This window comes from Bradyrhizobium sp. LjRoot220 (genome assembly GCF_964252915.1).
Classification (GTDB): Bacteria; Pseudomonadota; Alphaproteobacteria; order Rhizobiales; family Xanthobacteraceae; genus Bradyrhizobium.
Genome location: NZ_CAXUPS020000005.1, coordinates 77,591 through 93,285, shown reverse-complemented (window position 1 = coordinate 93,285; position 15,695 = coordinate 77,591). Strand labels below are relative to the sequence as shown.

Annotated in this window: 13 protein-coding genes and 1 pseudogene; 3 read left to right on the top strand and 11 right to left on the bottom strand. The window is 62.4% G+C overall.

The window, feature by feature from the left end; genetic code table 11:
- Positions 1 to 259 precede the first annotated feature (259 nt).
- Complete coding sequence (locus tag ACSQ84_RS21705; RefSeq protein ID WP_436213747.1) at positions 260 to 1,486, top strand: ABC transporter substrate-binding protein; 1,227 nt, start codon at positions 260 to 262, stop codon at positions 1,484 to 1,486.
- Positions 1,487 to 1,646: 160 nt separating this feature from the next.
- Here ACSQ84_RS21705 and ACSQ84_RS21700 read toward each other — a convergent pair.
- From ACSQ84_RS21700 to ACSQ84_RS21670, 7 genes and pseudogenes are all read right to left on the bottom strand, one after another.
- Positions 1,647 to 1,793: pseudogene (locus ACSQ84_RS21700) on the bottom strand (DUF1330 domain-containing protein); the annotation flags it as partial.
- A 150-nt stretch (positions 1,794 to 1,943) separates the two neighbouring features.
- Entirely contained in the window at positions 1,944 to 3,014 is a 1,071-nt protein-coding gene (locus tag ACSQ84_RS21695) for a branched-chain amino acid ABC transporter permease (RefSeq protein ID WP_436213746.1), read from the bottom strand.
- On the bottom strand, positions 3,011 to 4,021 hold the full coding sequence (locus ACSQ84_RS21690) for a branched-chain amino acid ABC transporter permease (protein ID WP_436213745.1): 1,011 nt from the start codon (positions 4,019 to 4,021) through the stop codon (positions 3,011 to 3,013). The genes ACSQ84_RS21695 and ACSQ84_RS21690 overlap by 4 nt, the downstream gene beginning before the upstream one ends.
- Positions 4,018 to 4,740 carry a branched-chain amino acid ABC transporter ATP-binding protein gene (locus tag ACSQ84_RS21685; RefSeq protein ID WP_436213744.1) on the bottom strand — a complete coding sequence of 241 codons (723 nt, stop codon included), beginning with the start codon at positions 4,738 to 4,740 and terminating at the stop codon, positions 4,018 to 4,020. The genes ACSQ84_RS21690 and ACSQ84_RS21685 overlap by 4 nt, the downstream gene beginning before the upstream one ends.
- The gene (locus ACSQ84_RS21680; protein ID WP_436214082.1) at positions 4,737 to 5,501 is read right to left on the bottom strand and encodes an ABC transporter ATP-binding protein; all 765 of its coding nucleotides are present in this window, start codon (positions 5,499 to 5,501) and stop codon (positions 4,737 to 4,739) included. Before ACSQ84_RS21680 ends, ACSQ84_RS21685 begins: the two co-directional genes overlap by 4 nt.
- 183 nt (positions 5,502 to 5,684) lie before the next feature.
- Positions 5,685 to 6,866 (bottom strand): substrate-binding domain-containing protein, encoded by a 1,182-nt coding sequence (locus ACSQ84_RS21675; RefSeq protein WP_436213743.1) that lies wholly within the window; start codon positions 6,864 to 6,866, stop codon positions 5,685 to 5,687.
- A 165-nt stretch (positions 6,867 to 7,031) separates the two neighbouring features.
- Positions 7,032 to 7,457 carry a DUF1330 domain-containing protein gene (locus ACSQ84_RS21670; protein ID WP_436213742.1) on the bottom strand — a complete coding sequence of 142 codons (426 nt, stop codon included), beginning with the start codon at positions 7,455 to 7,457 and terminating at the stop codon, positions 7,032 to 7,034.
- A 136-nt stretch (positions 7,458 to 7,593) separates the two neighbouring features.
- Between ACSQ84_RS21670 and ACSQ84_RS21665 the strand changes: the two genes are divergently transcribed.
- Complete coding sequence (locus tag ACSQ84_RS21665) at positions 7,594 to 9,843, top strand: PBP1A family penicillin-binding protein (RefSeq protein ID WP_436213741.1); 2,250 nt, start codon at positions 7,594 to 7,596, stop codon at positions 9,841 to 9,843.
- A 93-nt stretch (positions 9,844 to 9,936) separates the two neighbouring features.
- On the opposite strand, the gene ACSQ84_RS21660 is transcribed toward ACSQ84_RS21665, so the two are convergent.
- The 4 genes from ACSQ84_RS21660 to ACSQ84_RS21645 form a co-directional block, all read right to left on the bottom strand.
- Positions 9,937 to 10,788 carry a M48 family metallopeptidase gene (locus ACSQ84_RS21660; protein ID WP_436213740.1) on the bottom strand — a complete coding sequence of 284 codons (852 nt, stop codon included), beginning with the start codon at positions 10,786 to 10,788 and terminating at the stop codon, positions 9,937 to 9,939.
- A gap of 197 nt (positions 10,789 to 10,985) precedes the next feature.
- Positions 10,986 to 12,314, bottom strand: a complete 1,329-nt coding sequence (locus ACSQ84_RS21655; RefSeq protein ID WP_436213739.1) for a polyhydroxyalkanoate depolymerase — start codon at positions 12,312 to 12,314, stop codon at positions 10,986 to 10,988.
- 126 nt (positions 12,315 to 12,440) lie between these two features.
- A complete protein-coding gene (locus ACSQ84_RS21650; RefSeq protein ID WP_436214081.1) occupies positions 12,441 to 13,208 on the bottom strand; it encodes an ABC transporter permease in 768 nt (255 codons plus the stop codon).
- A 47-nt stretch (positions 13,209 to 13,255) separates the two neighbouring features.
- Entirely contained in the window at positions 13,256 to 14,050 is a 795-nt protein-coding gene (locus ACSQ84_RS21645) for an ABC transporter ATP-binding protein (protein ID WP_436213738.1), read from the bottom strand.
- Positions 14,051 to 14,291: 241 nt separating this feature from the next.
- On the opposite strand from ACSQ84_RS21645, the gene ACSQ84_RS21640 reads away from it, so the two are divergent.
- A complete protein-coding gene (locus ACSQ84_RS21640; RefSeq protein ID WP_436213737.1) occupies positions 14,292 to 15,641 on the top strand; it encodes an ActS/PrrB/RegB family redox-sensitive histidine kinase in 1,350 nt (449 codons plus the stop codon).
- Positions 15,642 to 15,695 lie beyond the last annotated feature (54 nt).

Below are 15,695 nucleotides of genomic sequence, written 5' to 3'. Positions count from 1 at the left end.
ATTCGTCTTCGGCATCCGTTGCGGGTTCCAATGCCCGGCGTGTCATTCCGAAATGGCAATCGTACGCGTGGATGCTTTTTGTGCAGCCGCATTAGCTGCCTGCCATTTAATCGCATTCGTGCGGAAGCCCGATCGCGCAACCTCGCCTTGCAATGCAGCATCCATTCCGCCACTATTGTCGATAGCGATGGCGTCCGTTGGCCCAAGAGGGTCCGGAACAAGACCGTCGGCTCAATCAACACATGAGGAAATGAGCAGTATGAGGAATGGTATTTTCCATTTGATCACCGGCACCGCGCTCGCGCTCGCGCTGTCGGCTTCGTCGGCCTACGCGCAGAAGAAATACGATACCGGCGCCAGCGATACCGAGATCAAGCTCGGCCAGACCAATCCATTTTCAGGACCTGCCTCGTCCTATGCCACCATCGGCAAGACCCAGGCTGCCTATATGAAGATGATCAACGACAAGGGCGGCGTGAACGGCCGCAAGATCAACCTGATCCAGTATGACGATGCCTACAGCCCGCCGAAGGCGGTCGAGCAGGTGCGCAAGCTGGTCGAGAGCGACGAAGTGCTGCTCATGTTCCAGCTGCTCGGCACGCCCTCGAACGCCGCGGTGCAGAAATATCTCAATGCCAAGAAGGTGCCGCAGCTGTTTTCCGCCACCGGCGCGTCGAGGTTCACCGACCCGAAGAACTTCCCCTGGACGATGGGCTTCAACCCGAACTACTTCGTCGAGGGCCGCATCTACGGCCAGTACATCATCAAGGAATATCCGAACGCCAAGATCGGAATCCTCTATCAGAACGATGATCTCGGCAAAGACTATTTGAACGGCATCAAGGCCGGCCTCGGCGACAAGGCGGCAAAGATGATCGTGGCGGAAGCTTCCTATGAGGTTGCCGACCCGACCGTCGATTCGCAGATCATCAAGATCAAAGACGCCGGCGCGGACCTGTTCTTCTCGGCGACGACGCCGAAGCAGGCCGCGCAGGCCATCAAGAAGATCCACGAACTCAACTGGAAACCGGTGCACATCCTCGACATCAACGCCACCTCGGTCGGCGCCGTGATGAAGCCGGCGGGACTCGAAGCCTCCAAGGGAGTCATCAGCGTCAATTACGGCAAGGATCCGCTCGATCCGACCTGGAAGGACGACGCCGGCATGAAGAAGTATTTCGAGTTCATGGCGAAGTACTATCCGGACGGCGACAAGGACTCCAGCTTCAACGCCTACGGCTACTCGACCGCGCAGCTGATGATCCACGTGCTCGAGAAGTGCGGCGACAACCTCACCCGCGAGAACGTCATGAAGCAGGCGACCAGCCTGAAGAACGTGCAGCTCGATCTGTCGCTGCCGGGCATCGTCGCCAACACCACGCCGGACGACTATCGCGTCAACAAGCAGTTGCAGATGATGCGGTTCAACGGCGAGCGCTGGGAACTGTTCGGCCCGATCCTCGAGGACGCCGGCCCGGCGGGCTAGCAGCAACCTCCATCGATACGAACGATCGGCGGCCTCTCGGGGCCGCCGATTTGTTTGAGACTCTTAGTGACCTTCGTAGGGTGGGCAAAGCGAAGCGTGCCCACCATTTACGATCATGCTCCGGATGGATGGTAGGCACGGCGCAAGTGCGCCCTTTGCCCTACGATTCCGGAATTTCCCCAAAGGTCTTTCCGACCGGCAACACCGCGTGCCGGATCAGGCGCGAATCCTCGACCGCGGCCTGGCGGTGCTTCACCGCCTCGCGATAGACGGGATCGCGGATCATCTGGGCGAAAGCGGCGACGCTATGTGCAGGCCGCGCCCGCTGCCCTCGCATTGATTCTGCTCTGGGGCGGCGTGAACGGCAGCAAGATCAATTTGATCCAGTATGGCGGCGCCTATTCGCGGTCGAGCAGTTCGGCAAGCCGGTCGAGCGCGACGAAGTGCTCCGGGTGCTTCAAGACGATGCCTGCCGCGGGCTTCTCAGCCGTCCCACGACGCCGGCCGGAAAGAAGTAGACGCTGGCGATGAACAACAGACCCAGCCACAGCAGCCAGCGGTCCGGATGCAGCAATCCCGGCAGCAGCGGCAGTCCGGCGTCGGCCGCGGCGTTGGAGGCGGCCCCCATCAGGGCCTGCAGATAATTTTGCGCCAGAATGAAGATTGCTGCCCCGACGATCGCGCCGTAGATCGTGCCCATGCCGCCGATCACCACCATCAGTAGGATGTCCAGCATGATGGAAAAACTCAGCGACGTGTCCGGTCCGGCATAGCGCAGCCACAGCGCGTTCAGCATGCCAGCGCTGGCGGCGACCAGGGCGGCGAGACAATTGGCGTAGGTCAGATGAAACACCGTGCGGAAGCCGAGCGCTTCGGCGCGGAATCGGTTCTCGCGGATCGCCTGCAGCACCCGGCCGAACGGCGAATTCACCACCCTCAGCAGCGCCAGGATCATCGCCGCGCAGCCCACAAAGATCAGGTAATAGGTGAGCACGCGGCCGTTGACGGCGAAGCCGAACCAGTCCTTCGGGATCAAGACCGTGCCTGGCCGCAACAATTCCGGCAGTTGAAAGCTACGGCCGTCCTCGCCGCCGGTCAGCCACGACAATTGCGAGGCCAGCACGAGAAAGGCTGACGCCACCGCCAGCGTAATCATGGCGAAGAAGATCGCCTCGACCCGCAGCGAGAACAGGCCGATGGCTAGCGCCAGCAGCATCGCCAGCGGCAGGCCCGTCACGACGCCGATTCCGACCGCGGCCCAGCTTGGTCCCAAGGAGTAAAGTGCAATCGCCACCGAATAGCTGCCGATGCCGTAAAACATGGTGTGGGCGAACGACACCGAGCCGGTATAGCCGAGCAGCAGGTCGTAGGACGCCACCAGCGCGGCAAAAATGCAGATCTTGGTGGCAACGTTCATCGCCTTGGCGCCGGGAAACACGAACGGCGCTACTGCCAGTGCCGCGATGATCACGACCAACAGGATGGAAAGCACGCGACTGCGCGGCGGATCGCCTGACAGGATCATCATCGGCTCGTCACCGCATAAAGCCCGCGCGGCCGCCACATCAGGATCGCGACCATCAGCAGGATGTTGGAGACCAGTGCCAGTTTCGGGACCAGGAAGCCGCCGTAGTTCGCGACCATCGCGACCAGCAGTGCGCCGATAAAGCAACCGCCGATCGAGCCGAGGCCGCCGATGATCACCACGATGAACACCAGCACGGTAAGATCGTTTCCCATCGAGGCGTGCACCTGCTCGCGGTAGAGCGCCCACATCACACCGCCAAGCCCGGCGAGGCCGGAGCCGACCATGAACACGCCGAGGAACAGCCGCCTGATGCGATAGCCTAGCGCCTCCACCATCTCGCGGTTTTCCACACCGGCGCGGATCAACAGACCGATCTTGGTCCGGTTCAGCACCAGTTGAATCCCGCAAAATACCACCAGCCCGACCAGCATCGCCAGCAACCGGTATTTTGCAATGGCGACATCGCCGACGATGAAGGAGCCGCGCAGCGAGGTCGGCAGCGGCAGCGGGATGATCTGCGGTCCCCACAGCGCATACAGCGCCTGTTCGGCCACGATCAATCCGCCCGTTGTCATCAGGATCTGCTTGAGATGCTGGCCGTAGACCGGGAGGATCAGCACGCGCTCGACCACGAGACCCAGCGCGCCGGATACCGCCATCGCGGCAAGCGCCGCCGGCGCCAGCACCGCGAGATTGAGCCAGAGCGAATCGGCCTGCACATATGCGGCCAGCGGCAGCAGCACCAGCGTCGCAATGTAGGCACCGACCGCGATAAAGGCGCCGTGGCCGAAATTGAGAACGTCCATCAGGCCGAACACCAAGGTGAGGCCGGACGCCATGATGAAGATCATCATTCCCATCGCAAGGCTCGCCACCGTCAACGTTACCCAGGAGCTTCCCGATCCGATCAAGGGCAGCATCGCGAGCGCGAGGATTCCCGGCAGCAGCACCGGCAATAGATCCCGCCTTGGCCGGGGCAGCGCTTCGGTCGCGACTAGGTCGGTCACTGATGTGTCTCCAGACTGAGCCCGAGCAGCCGCTCCTGCAGCGCCGTGTCTGCCGCTAGCGCGGCCATCGCGCCGCGGTGCACGATCCGGCCGTTGTCCATCACCAGCACGCTATCGCCGATCTCGCGCGCGGCATGGAAATTCTGCTCGACCAGCAGGATGGTGGCGCCGCGGCGTTTGATTTCAGCGAAGCATTCGATCAGCGCCACCACGATGGCGGGCGCCAGACCCTTGGTCGGCTCATCGATCAGCAGCAGCTTGCGCGGTTCGATGATGGCGCGCGCGATCGACAGCATCTGCTTCTGTCCGCCCGACAGCGCGCCTGCGCGCGACAGCCAGAACCGCTTCAGCGCCGGGAAAAATCCAAATATCCATTCCAGCCGGGCATCGTCGAGCGGCCCGTCGCGCGCCGCCAGCACCAGGTTTTCCTTCACCGTTAGGTCGGAAAACACTGCCATACTCTCCGGCACATAACCGACGCCGAGCCGCGCGATATCGGGCGTCGCACTGGCCTCGATGCGCTGCCCGTCCAGCGTTATCTCGCCGGCGGACGCCTGCCACAGGCCCATGATGGTGCGCAGCGTCGAGGTCTTGCCGGCGCCGTTACGGCCGAGCAGCATGGTGGTCTTGCCCTCAGGGACGACAAAATCGACGCCGTGCAGAATGTGGTAGCGCCCGATATGGGTATGCACGCCGGCGAGGGTCAGAAGGTCGCTCATGCCGCGCTCTTTCCGGGCGGGATACCGAGATAGGCCTCCTGGACGATCGGCGAGGCGATCACTTCGGCCGGTTTGCCGTCCGCTACCAGCTGGCCATTGTGCAATACGATGATGCGGTCGGCCAGCGAGCGCACCACATCCATCTTGTGCTCGACCAAAAGGATGATCTTGCTGGTATCCTGCTTCAGTCGGGCGATCAGATTGAGCACCACCGGTACCTCGTCGATGCTCATGCCGGCGGTGGGCTCATCGAACATGAATACCTTCGGCTCCAGCGCCATCATCAAGGCGACCTCGAGCTTGCGCTGGTCGCCGTGCGAGAGCGCGGTCGCCGCCACGCTGCGCCGGCTGCCGAGCGCGACCTCATCGAGAATGGCGTCGGCGCGCGCGATCAGGTCCTTGCGCGTCATCCACGGCCGCAGCATTTCGTAATGCACGCCGCTGGCCGATTGCACGGCGAGCCGGACATTCTCTTCCACGCTCAGATTCGGAAACAGGTTTGTCAGCTGGAAGGCGCGGCCGAGGCCCGCGCGGGTGCGCAGCGGCGCCGAAAGCTGAGTGATATCGACGCCATCGAAGTGGATGCCGCCTTCGGTTGGGCGCAGCTGGCCGGAGATCAGATTGAAATAGGTCGTTTTGCCGGCGCCGTTGGGGCCGACAATGGCGGTCAGTTCGCCCGGCCGGAACGTGCAGCTGACACGGTTCACCGCGACGTGGCCGCCGAAGCGAATGGTGAGATCGCGGGTTTCGAGCAAGGCCATATGCCACTCATGATAAAGCGCGAAACGCTCAATAATCTTGACTTCTCCCCGCAAGAACGGGCCGAGGTCGATCACGAAGGGATCGGGGGAGGGGAGCTCCAACATCGACAGGCCCGTCGTGTTGAAAGAGTCCCTCACCCCGACCTCTCCCCGCAATAGCGGGGCGAGGGAGAAGTAGAAGCCTTACTTCTTGTTCCTGATCGGGATGTTCATGTCCTCGATCTTGAGTTCACGCACCGGCTCCAACACCGCCCAGGCGACGGCCGGATCGACCTTGACCTTGAAGTGATACATGCTCTGCAGCGCCTGATGGTCTTCCTTGCGGAATATCATCTTGCCCTTGGGCGTATCGAACTCCATGCCTTCCATCGCCGTGATCAGCTTCTCGGTGTCGGTGGATTTCGCCTTGGTGACGGCGGTCACCGCGGCCATTGCGGCGGAGAATCCGCCGGCGGTGAAGAAATCCGGCGGCGCGTTGAAACGCTTCTGATGCTCGGCGACCAGCCAGTCGTTCACCGGGTTCTTCGGGATGTCGTAGTAGTAATAGGTGGCGCCTTCCATCCCGGGCAGCCGCTTATAGGCCGCCAGCGCCGGCAGGATGTTGCCGCCGGTGGAAAGCTCAATGCCGTAGCGCTTCGGGTCCATGTCCTGCAGCTTGGTCAGGGGATCGCCGCCGCCGGCCCAGATGATCCAGATGATCTTGCGGCCTGGCTTGTCCTTCAGCGCGTCGAACAGGCGCTGGCCGGCCGCGGTGAAGTCGGTAGTGGTGGTGGGCACGTATTCTTCGGCGGCGAGCGTGGCGCCGGTCTTGGCCAGCGCCTCCTTGAAGGCGGCGACGCCGTCGCGGCCGAAGGCATAGTCCTGACCCAGCGTAGCGATGGTGACGCCAGGCTTGCCGATCGCTACCGCGTTCGAGATTGCGTCCTGGGAGGAATTGCGGCCGGTGCGGAAGATGTAACGATTCCACTTCTCGCCGGTAATCTGGTCCGCAACCGCGGGTTCGACGATCAGGATTTTCTTGCTTTCCTCGGCGACGGGCAGGTCAGCGAGTGCTGCGGCCGACGACGAAGTACCGATCGCGATATCGACCTTGTCATCCTGATAGGCTTCCGCGAGCGCCGCCTTGGAGAGGTCAGGTTTGCTCTGGTCGTCCTTGGTAATGACCACGATCTTGCGGCCATCGACCATCATGGTGCCCTTGGTGGCATATTCCAGGCCCATGCGCAGCCCGGTTTCGGTTTGCTTTGCATAAGCTTCCAGTGGCCCCGTCTTGCCATAGATTAGTGCGATCTTCAGATCATCCGCTTGAGCAGCTGTTCCCAGCAACGCGATAGCAATTCCCTGGACGATAAATGACTTTCGCACGGCATTCTCCTGATAGTTTAGGGTTCGGCGATCTGCACGCAACTGGATCTGCACTCAACTGATAGTGTGAGGGCTCGCCTCAGGCAAGGCAAACGATTGCGACGAAAAAGGATGTTGTTGGTTACCACCGCAATTCGAAATGACCCGAATTGTTTCTGGCGCTCCTTACTTCGGAATTTCTCCGAACGTCTTGCCGACCGGCAACACCGCGTGCCGGATCAGGCGCGAATCCTCCACCGCGGCCTGGCGGTGCTTCACCGCCTCGCGGTAAACGGGATCGCGGATCATTTCCGCAAACGCGGCGACGCTGGGATATTCGGCGATGAAGCAATGATCCCAGCGCTCTTCCGCCGGCCCGATCAGCATCAATTCGAAGCGTCCTTGCCAGACGATCCGGCCGCCCAGCCGTTCGAACACCGGGCCGCTTTCCCGCCCATACGCCGCATAGGCTTCCGCGCCGGTCGCCTTGCGGCCGTCGGGATAGGCAGCCTGTTGCCGCAACCGGACCAGATTGAGCATGTGGATCGGGCCCGGCCGGTCGTCGGCCCGAAATTGCGCGAACACTTCCCTGGTCGGATCGATGTGGCCCATGGCGGTTTCCCTATGCTGCATGCCGTCTTTTACCACGCGCCGCCGCACCTCCTAATCCCGCGTTAACCTCTCCGTAACCGACCCTTAAACTGCGAACGTTAGCGTGCGGCGGGCGTGGTGTGAGCAGCGTTGGCGTATGGCGTGGGGACGGAAAAAGAGCGGCGGCCGCAAGGAACCGCAATTCGGGCTCGCCGCCGCGCTGAGCGAATTGCGGCTGACGCCGCAGGACCGCATCGCGGCTGCCGACGACAAACCGAAAAAGTCATCGGCGAAGCGCAAACCCGACGACGATGATGATGCGCCGCCGCGCGAACGCAAACCGCGTGCGAGCCGCAGCGGCGTCAAACGCCGGTCGAAATCACGCGGCGGATTTCGTCTCGGACGGCTGTTCTACTGGGGCGCGGTGCTCGGCCTGTGGGCCGCGATCGCGGTGGTCGGCGTCATCATCTGGGTTGGTGCGCATCTGCCGGCGATCCACTCGCTGGCGGTTCCGACACGCCCGCCGACCATCCAGATCGTCGGCCGCGACGGCAGTGTGCTGGCCTCGCGCGGCGAAATGGCCGGCGCCAATATCGCGCTGAAGGATCTGCCGCCGCATCTGCCGAAGGCGTTCATCGCCATCGAAGACCGCCGCTTCTATACGCATTACGGCATCGATCCGATCGGCATCGCGCGTGCGGCGCTCGCCAACGTCATGCACCGCGGTGTCTCGCAGGGCGGCTCGACGCTGACCCAGCAGCTGGCAAAGAACCTGTTCCTGACCCAGGAACGCACCATCGCGCGTAAGCTGCAGGAAGTGGAGCTCGCGATCTGGCTGGAGCGCAAGCATTCCAAATCGGAGATCCTCGAACTTTATCTCAACCGCGTCTATTTCGGCTCCGGCGCCTATGGCGTCGAGGCCGCGGCGCAGCGCTATTTCGGCAAGTCCGCCAGGAACGTCACGATGGCGGAAGCCGCGATGCTGGCGGGGCTGGTGAAATCGCCGTCGCGGCTGGCGCCGAACCGCAATCCGGAAGGCGCCGAACAGCGGGCCCAGATCGTGCTCGCGGCGATGGCCGACGCCAAATTCATCACCGATGCGCAGGCGCAGGCCTCGATCGGCCATCCCTCCTATAATGTGAAGCCGGTCGGCGCCGGCACCGTCAATTACGTCGCCGACTGGATCGGCGAAGTGCTCGACGATCTCGTCGGCCAGATCGACCAGAGCATCGTGGTCGAAACCACGATCGATCCCAAACTTCAAAGCGTGGCGGAAGCCTCCATCATCGACGAACTCGCCGCCAAGAGCGTGAAGTTCAACGTCACCCAGGGCGCGCTGGTGGCGATGACGCCGGATGGCGCGGTGCGCGCCATGGTTGGGGGGAGGAACTATGCCGAGAGCCAGTACAATCGCGCGGTCACCGCCAAACGGCAGCCCGGCTCGGCGTTCAAGCCGTTCGTCTATCTCAGCGCGATCGAAGCCGGATTGACGCCGGAAACGATCCGGCAGGATTCGCCGATCGATATCAAGGGCTGGAAGCCCGAGAACTACACCCACGAATATTTCGGATCGGTGACGCTGACCCAGGCGCTTTCGATGTCGCTCAACACCGTGGCGGTGCGGCTCGGCCTCGAAGTCGGCGCCAAGAGCGTGGTGCGGACCGCGCACCGGCTCGGCATTTCCTCCAAACTCGACGCCAACGCCTCGATCGCGCTGGGCACCTCGGAAGTCTCCGTGATCGAACTGGTCGGCGCCTACGCGCCATTCGCCAATGGCGGGCTCGGGGTTTCCCCGCATGTCGTGACCCGGATCCGTACCAATGAAGGCAAGGTGCTGTATGCGCGGCAGCGCGACGAGCCGAGCCAGGTGATCGAGCCGCGCCATGTCTCGATGATGAACACCATGATGCAGGAGACGCTGCTCTCGGGCACCGCGCGCAAGGCGGAGCTGCCGGGTTGGATGGCCGCCGGCAAGACCGGCACCAGCCAGGATTTCCGCGATGCCTGGTTCATCGGCTACACCGCGAACCTCGTCACCGGCGTCTGGCTCGGCAATGACGACAACTCGCCGACCAAGAAGGCCACCGGCGGCGGCTTGCCGGTCGAGGTCTGGACCCGCTTCATGCGATCGGCCCACCAGGGCGTGGCGGTCGCCAGCCTGCCGAAATCACAGGCCAGCGGCGGCGGCCTGCTCTCGGGTCTGTTCCAGTCCGCCTCGCAGGTCAGCGCGCCGCCACACCAGCCCTCGTATCAGCCATCCGCGCAGGCACCGATCCCGTCAGGCGGCGGCTATCGCGCGCCACCGACACGGCCATCAGCGCCGCCGCCGAATCCATCGGCACGCCCCGAAGCGGCCGCAGGATTGGATGGATGGCTAATGGACCGGGTATTCGGCGGCAACCGCTAGACGCGGCGCAGCGCGCTGAAAACAAAAACTGCGAAAACAACCCCATGCACAGAAAGCAAGCCCTTGCAATCAAAGGGCTCCGGGCTGACGGACTCAGTCCTGAATCCCATACCGGTGCAGATCATTGCCGTGGGTATCGAGCCAGGACTTGGCGCGCTCGACATGGCCGCAGACTTTCGCGACCACCCGCCAGAACCGCGCTGAATGGTTCATCTCGACGAGATGCGCGACTTCATGGGCGGCGAGATAGTCCAGCACATAGGGCGGTGCGAGGATCAGCCGCCAGGAAAACGACAATGATCCGGCCGAGGTGCACGAACCCCAGCGGCTCGATTGATCGCGGATCGACACCCGCTTGACCCTGACGCCGAGTTCTTCGGCATAGGCCAGCGATGCCTTGTGCAGTTCCTTGCGCGCTTCGCGCTTGAGATAATCGTGGACGCGGCGATCCATGTGTTCGGCACCGCCTGCGACGCAGAGAACTTTCTCGCCGCTGTCGCGGGTTTCGGTCCACACCGTGCCGCGCTCGCCGGCGCGATGCACGATACGGTGCGGAACACCGCGCAGCGGCACCACTGTACCAACATGAAACGGTGCCGCCTTCGGCAGACGGCCGAGACGTGCGGCGATCCAGCCGCCGTGAAGCTGCGCAAAGTCCTTTGCTTCGATCAGCGTGCCGCGCGGCGGCATCGTCAGGATGGCTTCGCGGTCGGTCGGATGAATGCGCAAGGTGTAGCGCCGCGCGCGGCGATGCCGGCGCAGCCGAATCGCGAAGAATTGCGAGCCGTGTTTGACCAAAAGAGTCGCGGGTTCGGCGGGCCGCCGATAGAGGAGGGCGCGAGTAGCCATGTCTGACAGTCCGGGGGGCAGGAGTTCGCCCGGATTCTGCCATAACCGCTGCCACTCAAGCCGCCACTGAAATCGCTCGGCGCAAAAACAAATCATTTGCCCAATATACAGGGGCTGGACTCTATTCCGCCCCTACCGGCAGGGGCTGGAACCAAAAATTTTTCGCTGAATTTCAACTCACTCTTATCCCAAAGAGTGAATTTAAAATCATTCTTTCACGGACTCGCGAATCCCGATTCTTTTAATCGATTCAGCAACTTAGTTGCGCCGCCAAATCGGTGTCGAAATCGACATTATTCTGCCGCGGCGACCAATTTCGGTTTGCTGTTGGCCGATGACAACATGAAATCGGAAATGCGCGGCACGATCTCGGAGCGGAATCGCGAACCGTTGAACACACCGTAGTGACCGACGCCCTTTTGCACGTAATGCACGCGGCGATGATCGGGAATCGACGTGCACAGCGAATGCGTTGCTTCGGTTTGACCGAGACCCGAGATGTCGTCTTTCTCGCCTTCCACCGTCATCAGCGCGACGCGGCGGATCTTGGACGGATCGACCAGCTTGCCGCGATGGATCATCTCGCCCTTCGGCAGCGCATGCTTGACGAACACGACATCGACGGTCTGCAGGTAATATTCCGCGGTCAGATCCATCACCGCGAGATATTCGTCGTAGAATTCGCGGTGCTTGTCGACCAGATCGCCGTCACCCTTCACCAGATTGCTGAACAGCGCCTTGTGCGCGTCGGTGTGGCGATCGAGATTCATCGTGATGAAGCCCGACAGTTGCAGAAAGCCCGGATAGACGTCGCGCATCACGCCGGGATGCGGGAACGGCACCTTGGTAATGACGTGATTGCGGAACCATTCGATGCCGCGCTCGGCGGCGAGATTGTTCACGGAGGTCGGATTGCAGCGGGTGTCGATCGGGCCGCCCATCAGCGTCATCGACAGCGGCACGAAGGGATCGTTGGCAGCTTCCATCACGGAAACCGCGGCCACCACCGGCACCGAGGGCTGGCATACCGCGATGACGTGCATGTTGCCGCCGAGGACGTGCAGCATCTCGATCACGTAGTCGACATAGTCGTCGAGATCGAAGCGGCCTTCCGCGAGCGGCACCATCCGCGCATCGGACCAGTCGGTGATGTAGACCTCATGCGTCGGCAGGAAGGCTTCGACGGTGCCGCGCAGCAGCGTCGCGTAGTGGCCGGACATCGGCGCCACGATCAGCACCCGCGGCTGCGGGCTGCGCAGCGGCCGCGTCAGCTTGCGGTCGAAATACAGCAAACGGCAGAACGGCTTTTCCCAGATCGAGCGAACCTCGACCGCGGTGCGGACGCCGTTCACTTCGGTCGTGTCCAGGCCCCATTCGGGCTTGCCGTAACGACGCGTGGCACGTTCGAACAACTCGCAGCCTGCGGCGATCGATTTGCCGAATTGGGTGTGCGACCACGGGTTCAGCGGGTTTTGAAACAGGATCTTCGTCGCATCGGTTACGGCACGGGCCGGATTGAGCGACGCGTGGCCCATTTCGTACATCCAGTACATCGGCGTCGTAAGCGCCGGACTGCCTTCGGCCACCAGCGGCGGTGCACCGCCAAACTCACCAATCGGCATTGAATATAAACCCCTGTTTTGCGCCGCAGCATAGTGGCGAATGCGCAATAATGCGTCAATGCACACCTCAGTATATATACGCAGCGAAATGGCCAAAAACCTCAGAAATACACGGGAATTTGTGACTTATTCACCGCCGCCGAGCAGCGAGCCGTGGTGTCTGGCGCTGCGCAAAAGGGCAAGAAAGATCGCAAATGACCCAATAAAGAGCACCGCGTTGATGGCGAGCGACCACACCATCAGATCGGTCCGAAACACGTGGTCGATCAACAGCGCGCGCATGCCCTCGAACACGTAGGTTGGCGGCAGTATCCAGGCGAGATATTGCAGCCAGTCAGGCAGCACCGACACCGGATAATAGACGCAGGCAAGCGGCATCAGGCCGAACATCAGCGTCCAGACAATGCTCTCGGCGCCCAGCCCATTGCGCAGAACCAGGCCCGACACGAAGATCCCGATCGACCAGCTGGTGAAGATCAGATTGCAGAAGAACGCGATCAGCGGCAGGCCGATGGCGAAAAAATTGAAGTCGAACCAGAACAGCGCCAACAGCGTCATCGGAATCACGCCGATCGCGAGCCGGATCAGGCTCATTGCCATCAGCGAGATCAGGAACTCGATCGGCTTCAGCGGGCTCATCATCAGGTTGCCGAGGTTGCGCGCCCACATCTCCTCGAGGAACGAAATCGAAAAGCCGAGCTGGCCGCGGAACAGGATGTCCCACAATATGACAGCCCCGATCAGCGAGCCGCCGGCTTGCGCGAAAAACCCCGAGGTCTGCGAAAGGTAGTTCTGCAGGAAGCCCCAGGTGATGATCTGCAGCGCCGGCCAGTAGATCAGCTCCAGCAGCCGCGGCCAGGACGACATCAAGAGATACCAATAGCGCAGCACCATCGCGTTGACGCGATGCACCGAAATTCCGCGATGAACGGCAATTCCGCTCACGAGGTGCCCTCCCTCACCCGCCCGCGCGCAACGTCGAGGAACACCTCTTCCAATGTTGCGCGGTTATAGCGCGCCATGATCTGGTCGGGACTGTCGTCATCCTCGATCCGGCCGCGCTTCATGATGATGACGCGGTCGCACAGCCGCTCCACTTCCAGCATGTTGTGCGATGCCAGCAATATCGTCGCGTCATGGGTCTTGCGGTAATCCAGCAGATGCTGCCGCACCCAGTCGGCGGTGTCAGGATCGAGCGAGGCCGTCGGCTCGTCGAGCAGCAACAGCTCGGGCTGATTGATCAGCGCTTTTGCCAGCGCGACGCGGGTCTTCTGGCCGGCGGAGAGTTTTCCGTTGGCGCGGTCGAGGAAATCCTCAAGATCAAGATCGGCGGCGAGCTGCGCGATGCGCTCGCGCAGATTCTCCACTGCATAGAGCCGGCCGAAGACCGTGAGATTCTGCCGTACCGTGAGCCGCATCGGCATGTCGACATAGGGGCTTTCGAAATTCATCCGGCCCAGCACCTCGGCGCTTTGCTCGGGCATCGGATGTCCGAGCACCTGGATGCGGCCCGACGTCGGCAACACCAGTCCCATGATCATCGCAATCGTCGTGGTCTTGCCGGCGCCGTTGCCGCCAAGCAGGCCGGTGATGCTGCCGCGCGCAAGGCGAAACGAGACGTCGTCCACCGCGCGGGTGGTTTTGTAAACCTTGATCAGATGCGCGACGTCGATCGCAGCAGACCCTGCCGGATCGGCTGCGGAAGACTGCATTGGCGTGGCGGCGCTATCGATCATTTCCGTCCGTTCATTGAGCCATCGGGGCTGATAGCGCAAGGGTTCGGGGTGCCTGGCGGCGGGGCGGGCCTGCATGGTTCGAGACGCGCGGCTCTGCCGCGCTCCTCACCATGAGGGTCTATCACCTCATCCCCGGATGAACGCATTCGCGTTCACTCGGGAGGAGCGGCCTTTTTTGGCCGCGTCTCGAAGGATGTGGCCAGGGTTTGTGATCGCGGCGCCACGCGGCTAAAGTTGCGGAATGACTGAAATTTCCGGCTCCGATTTTCGCCATCCGCTCCGCCATGTCCGTCTGGATACGATATTACGGCTGCGCTGGCTGGCGGCGCTCGGCCAGCTCACCGCGATCTTCATCGTGGCGCACGGGCTGGAATTCGACGTTGCCATCATTCCCTGCGTCGTCATCGTCGGCATCTCGGCGCTGGTCAATCTCGCGCTGCAGATCGCCTTCAATCCGATGCAGCGGCTGGAACCGGTCTATGCGGCCGCCTTGCTCGCGCTCAACATCGTCGAACTCGCAGCCCTGCTGTTCCTCACCGGCGGGCTGCAAAACCCGTTCTCGTTCCTGTTCCTCGCTCCCGTCCTGATCTCGGCAACCGCACTGCCGATCCGGCTGACCATCGCGCTCGGCGTGCTCGCGGTCGCCTGCGCTTCCGCGCTGGTGTTTTTCCATCTGCCGCTGCCCTGGGACAGCGACGACCCGATGGTGCTGCCGCCGATCTACCTGTTCGGCGTCTGGCTCTCGATCCTGGTCGCGATTGGCGTCACCTCGCTCTATGCGTTCCAGGTCACCGAGGAGGCCCGGAAATTGTCTGACGCGCTGGCCGCGACCGAACTGGTGCTGACCCGCGAGCAGCACCTCACCCAGATCGACGGCCTTGCCGCCGCGGCCGCGCACGAACTCGGCACGCCGCTGTCGACGATCTTCCTGATTGCGCGCGAACTCGAAAAGACGGTGGATGGCAACGAGCAGCTCGCCGGCGACCTCAAAACCCTGCGCGAGCAGGCGCAGCGCTGCCGCGATATCCTGGCCAAGATCACCCAGCTCTCCTCCTCCGGCGCACCGTTCGATCGCATGCCGCTGTCGACGCTGATCGAGGAAACGGTTGCACCGCACCGCGATTTCGGCGTCACCATCAAAGTGCGGTTAGCCGTCGCAGCGACACGCGAGCCGGTTGGCGCCCGTAACCCCGCGATCCTCTATGGCGTTGGCAACATTCTGGAAAATGCGGTCGATTTCGCCCGGACCACGGTCGAGGTTAACGCCTGGTGGAACGCGGATACGGTCGAGATCATCATTTCCGACGATGGTCCGGGCATCGCCCCCGACATGCTGAATCGCATCGGCGAGCCCTATCTGTCGCGGCGGCGCAACATGGATCAGGACCAGGGCGGGCGAAGCGGCCTCGGGCTCGGCATCTTTATCGCCCGTACCCTGCTGGAGCGCACCGGCGCCAAGGTCGCGTTTACCAACCGGACCTTTCCTGATCACGGGGCTGTGGTACACATCGCCTGGCCCCGCGAACGCTTCGAGGCGGACGAAAAGCCAGCCGAGACCGATTCCTGGAATGGTTCCAGCGATCGGGAATGACAGCCTGATCGATTATCGGAGGGCCTTGGCAGCGCCATCCGGCAACGCCATATC

Coding starts and splice junctions, on each gene's coding strand:
- ACSQ84_RS21705 (WP_436213747.1), top strand. CDS start 260: ATGAGGAATGGTATTTTCCATTTGATCACCGGCACCGCGCTCGCGCTC.
- ACSQ84_RS21695 (WP_436213746.1), bottom strand. CDS start 3,014: ATGATGATCCTGTCAGGCGATCCGCCGCGCAGTCGCGTGCTTTCCATC.
- ACSQ84_RS21685 (WP_436213744.1), bottom strand. CDS start 4,740: ATGAGCGACCTTCTGACCCTCGCCGGCGTGCATACCCATATCGGGCGC.
- ACSQ84_RS21680 (WP_436214082.1), bottom strand. CDS start 5,501: ATGGCCTTGCTCGAAACCCGCGATCTCACCATTCGCTTCGGCGGCCAC.
- ACSQ84_RS21670 (WP_436213742.1), bottom strand. CDS start 7,457: ATGGGCCACATCGATCCGACCAGGGAAGTGTTCGCGCAATTTCGGGCC.
- ACSQ84_RS21665 (WP_436213741.1), top strand. CDS start 7,594: ATGGCGTGGGGACGGAAAAAGAGCGGCGGCCGCAAGGAACCGCAATTC.
- ACSQ84_RS21660 (WP_436213740.1), bottom strand. CDS start 10,788: ATGATTTGTTTTTGCGCCGAGCGATTTCAGTGGCGGCTTGAGTGGCAG.
- ACSQ84_RS21655 (WP_436213739.1), bottom strand. CDS start 12,314: ATGCCGATTGGTGAGTTTGGCGGTGCACCGCCGCTGGTGGCCGAAGGC.
- ACSQ84_RS21650 (WP_436214081.1), bottom strand. CDS start 13,208: ATGGTGCTGCGCTATTGGTATCTCTTGATGTCGTCCTGGCCGCGGCTG.
- ACSQ84_RS21645 (WP_436213738.1), bottom strand. CDS start 14,050: ATGATCGATAGCGCCGCCACGCCAATGCAGTCTTCCGCAGCCGATCCG.
- ACSQ84_RS21640 (WP_436213737.1), top strand. CDS start 14,292: ATGACTGAAATTTCCGGCTCCGATTTTCGCCATCCGCTCCGCCATGTC.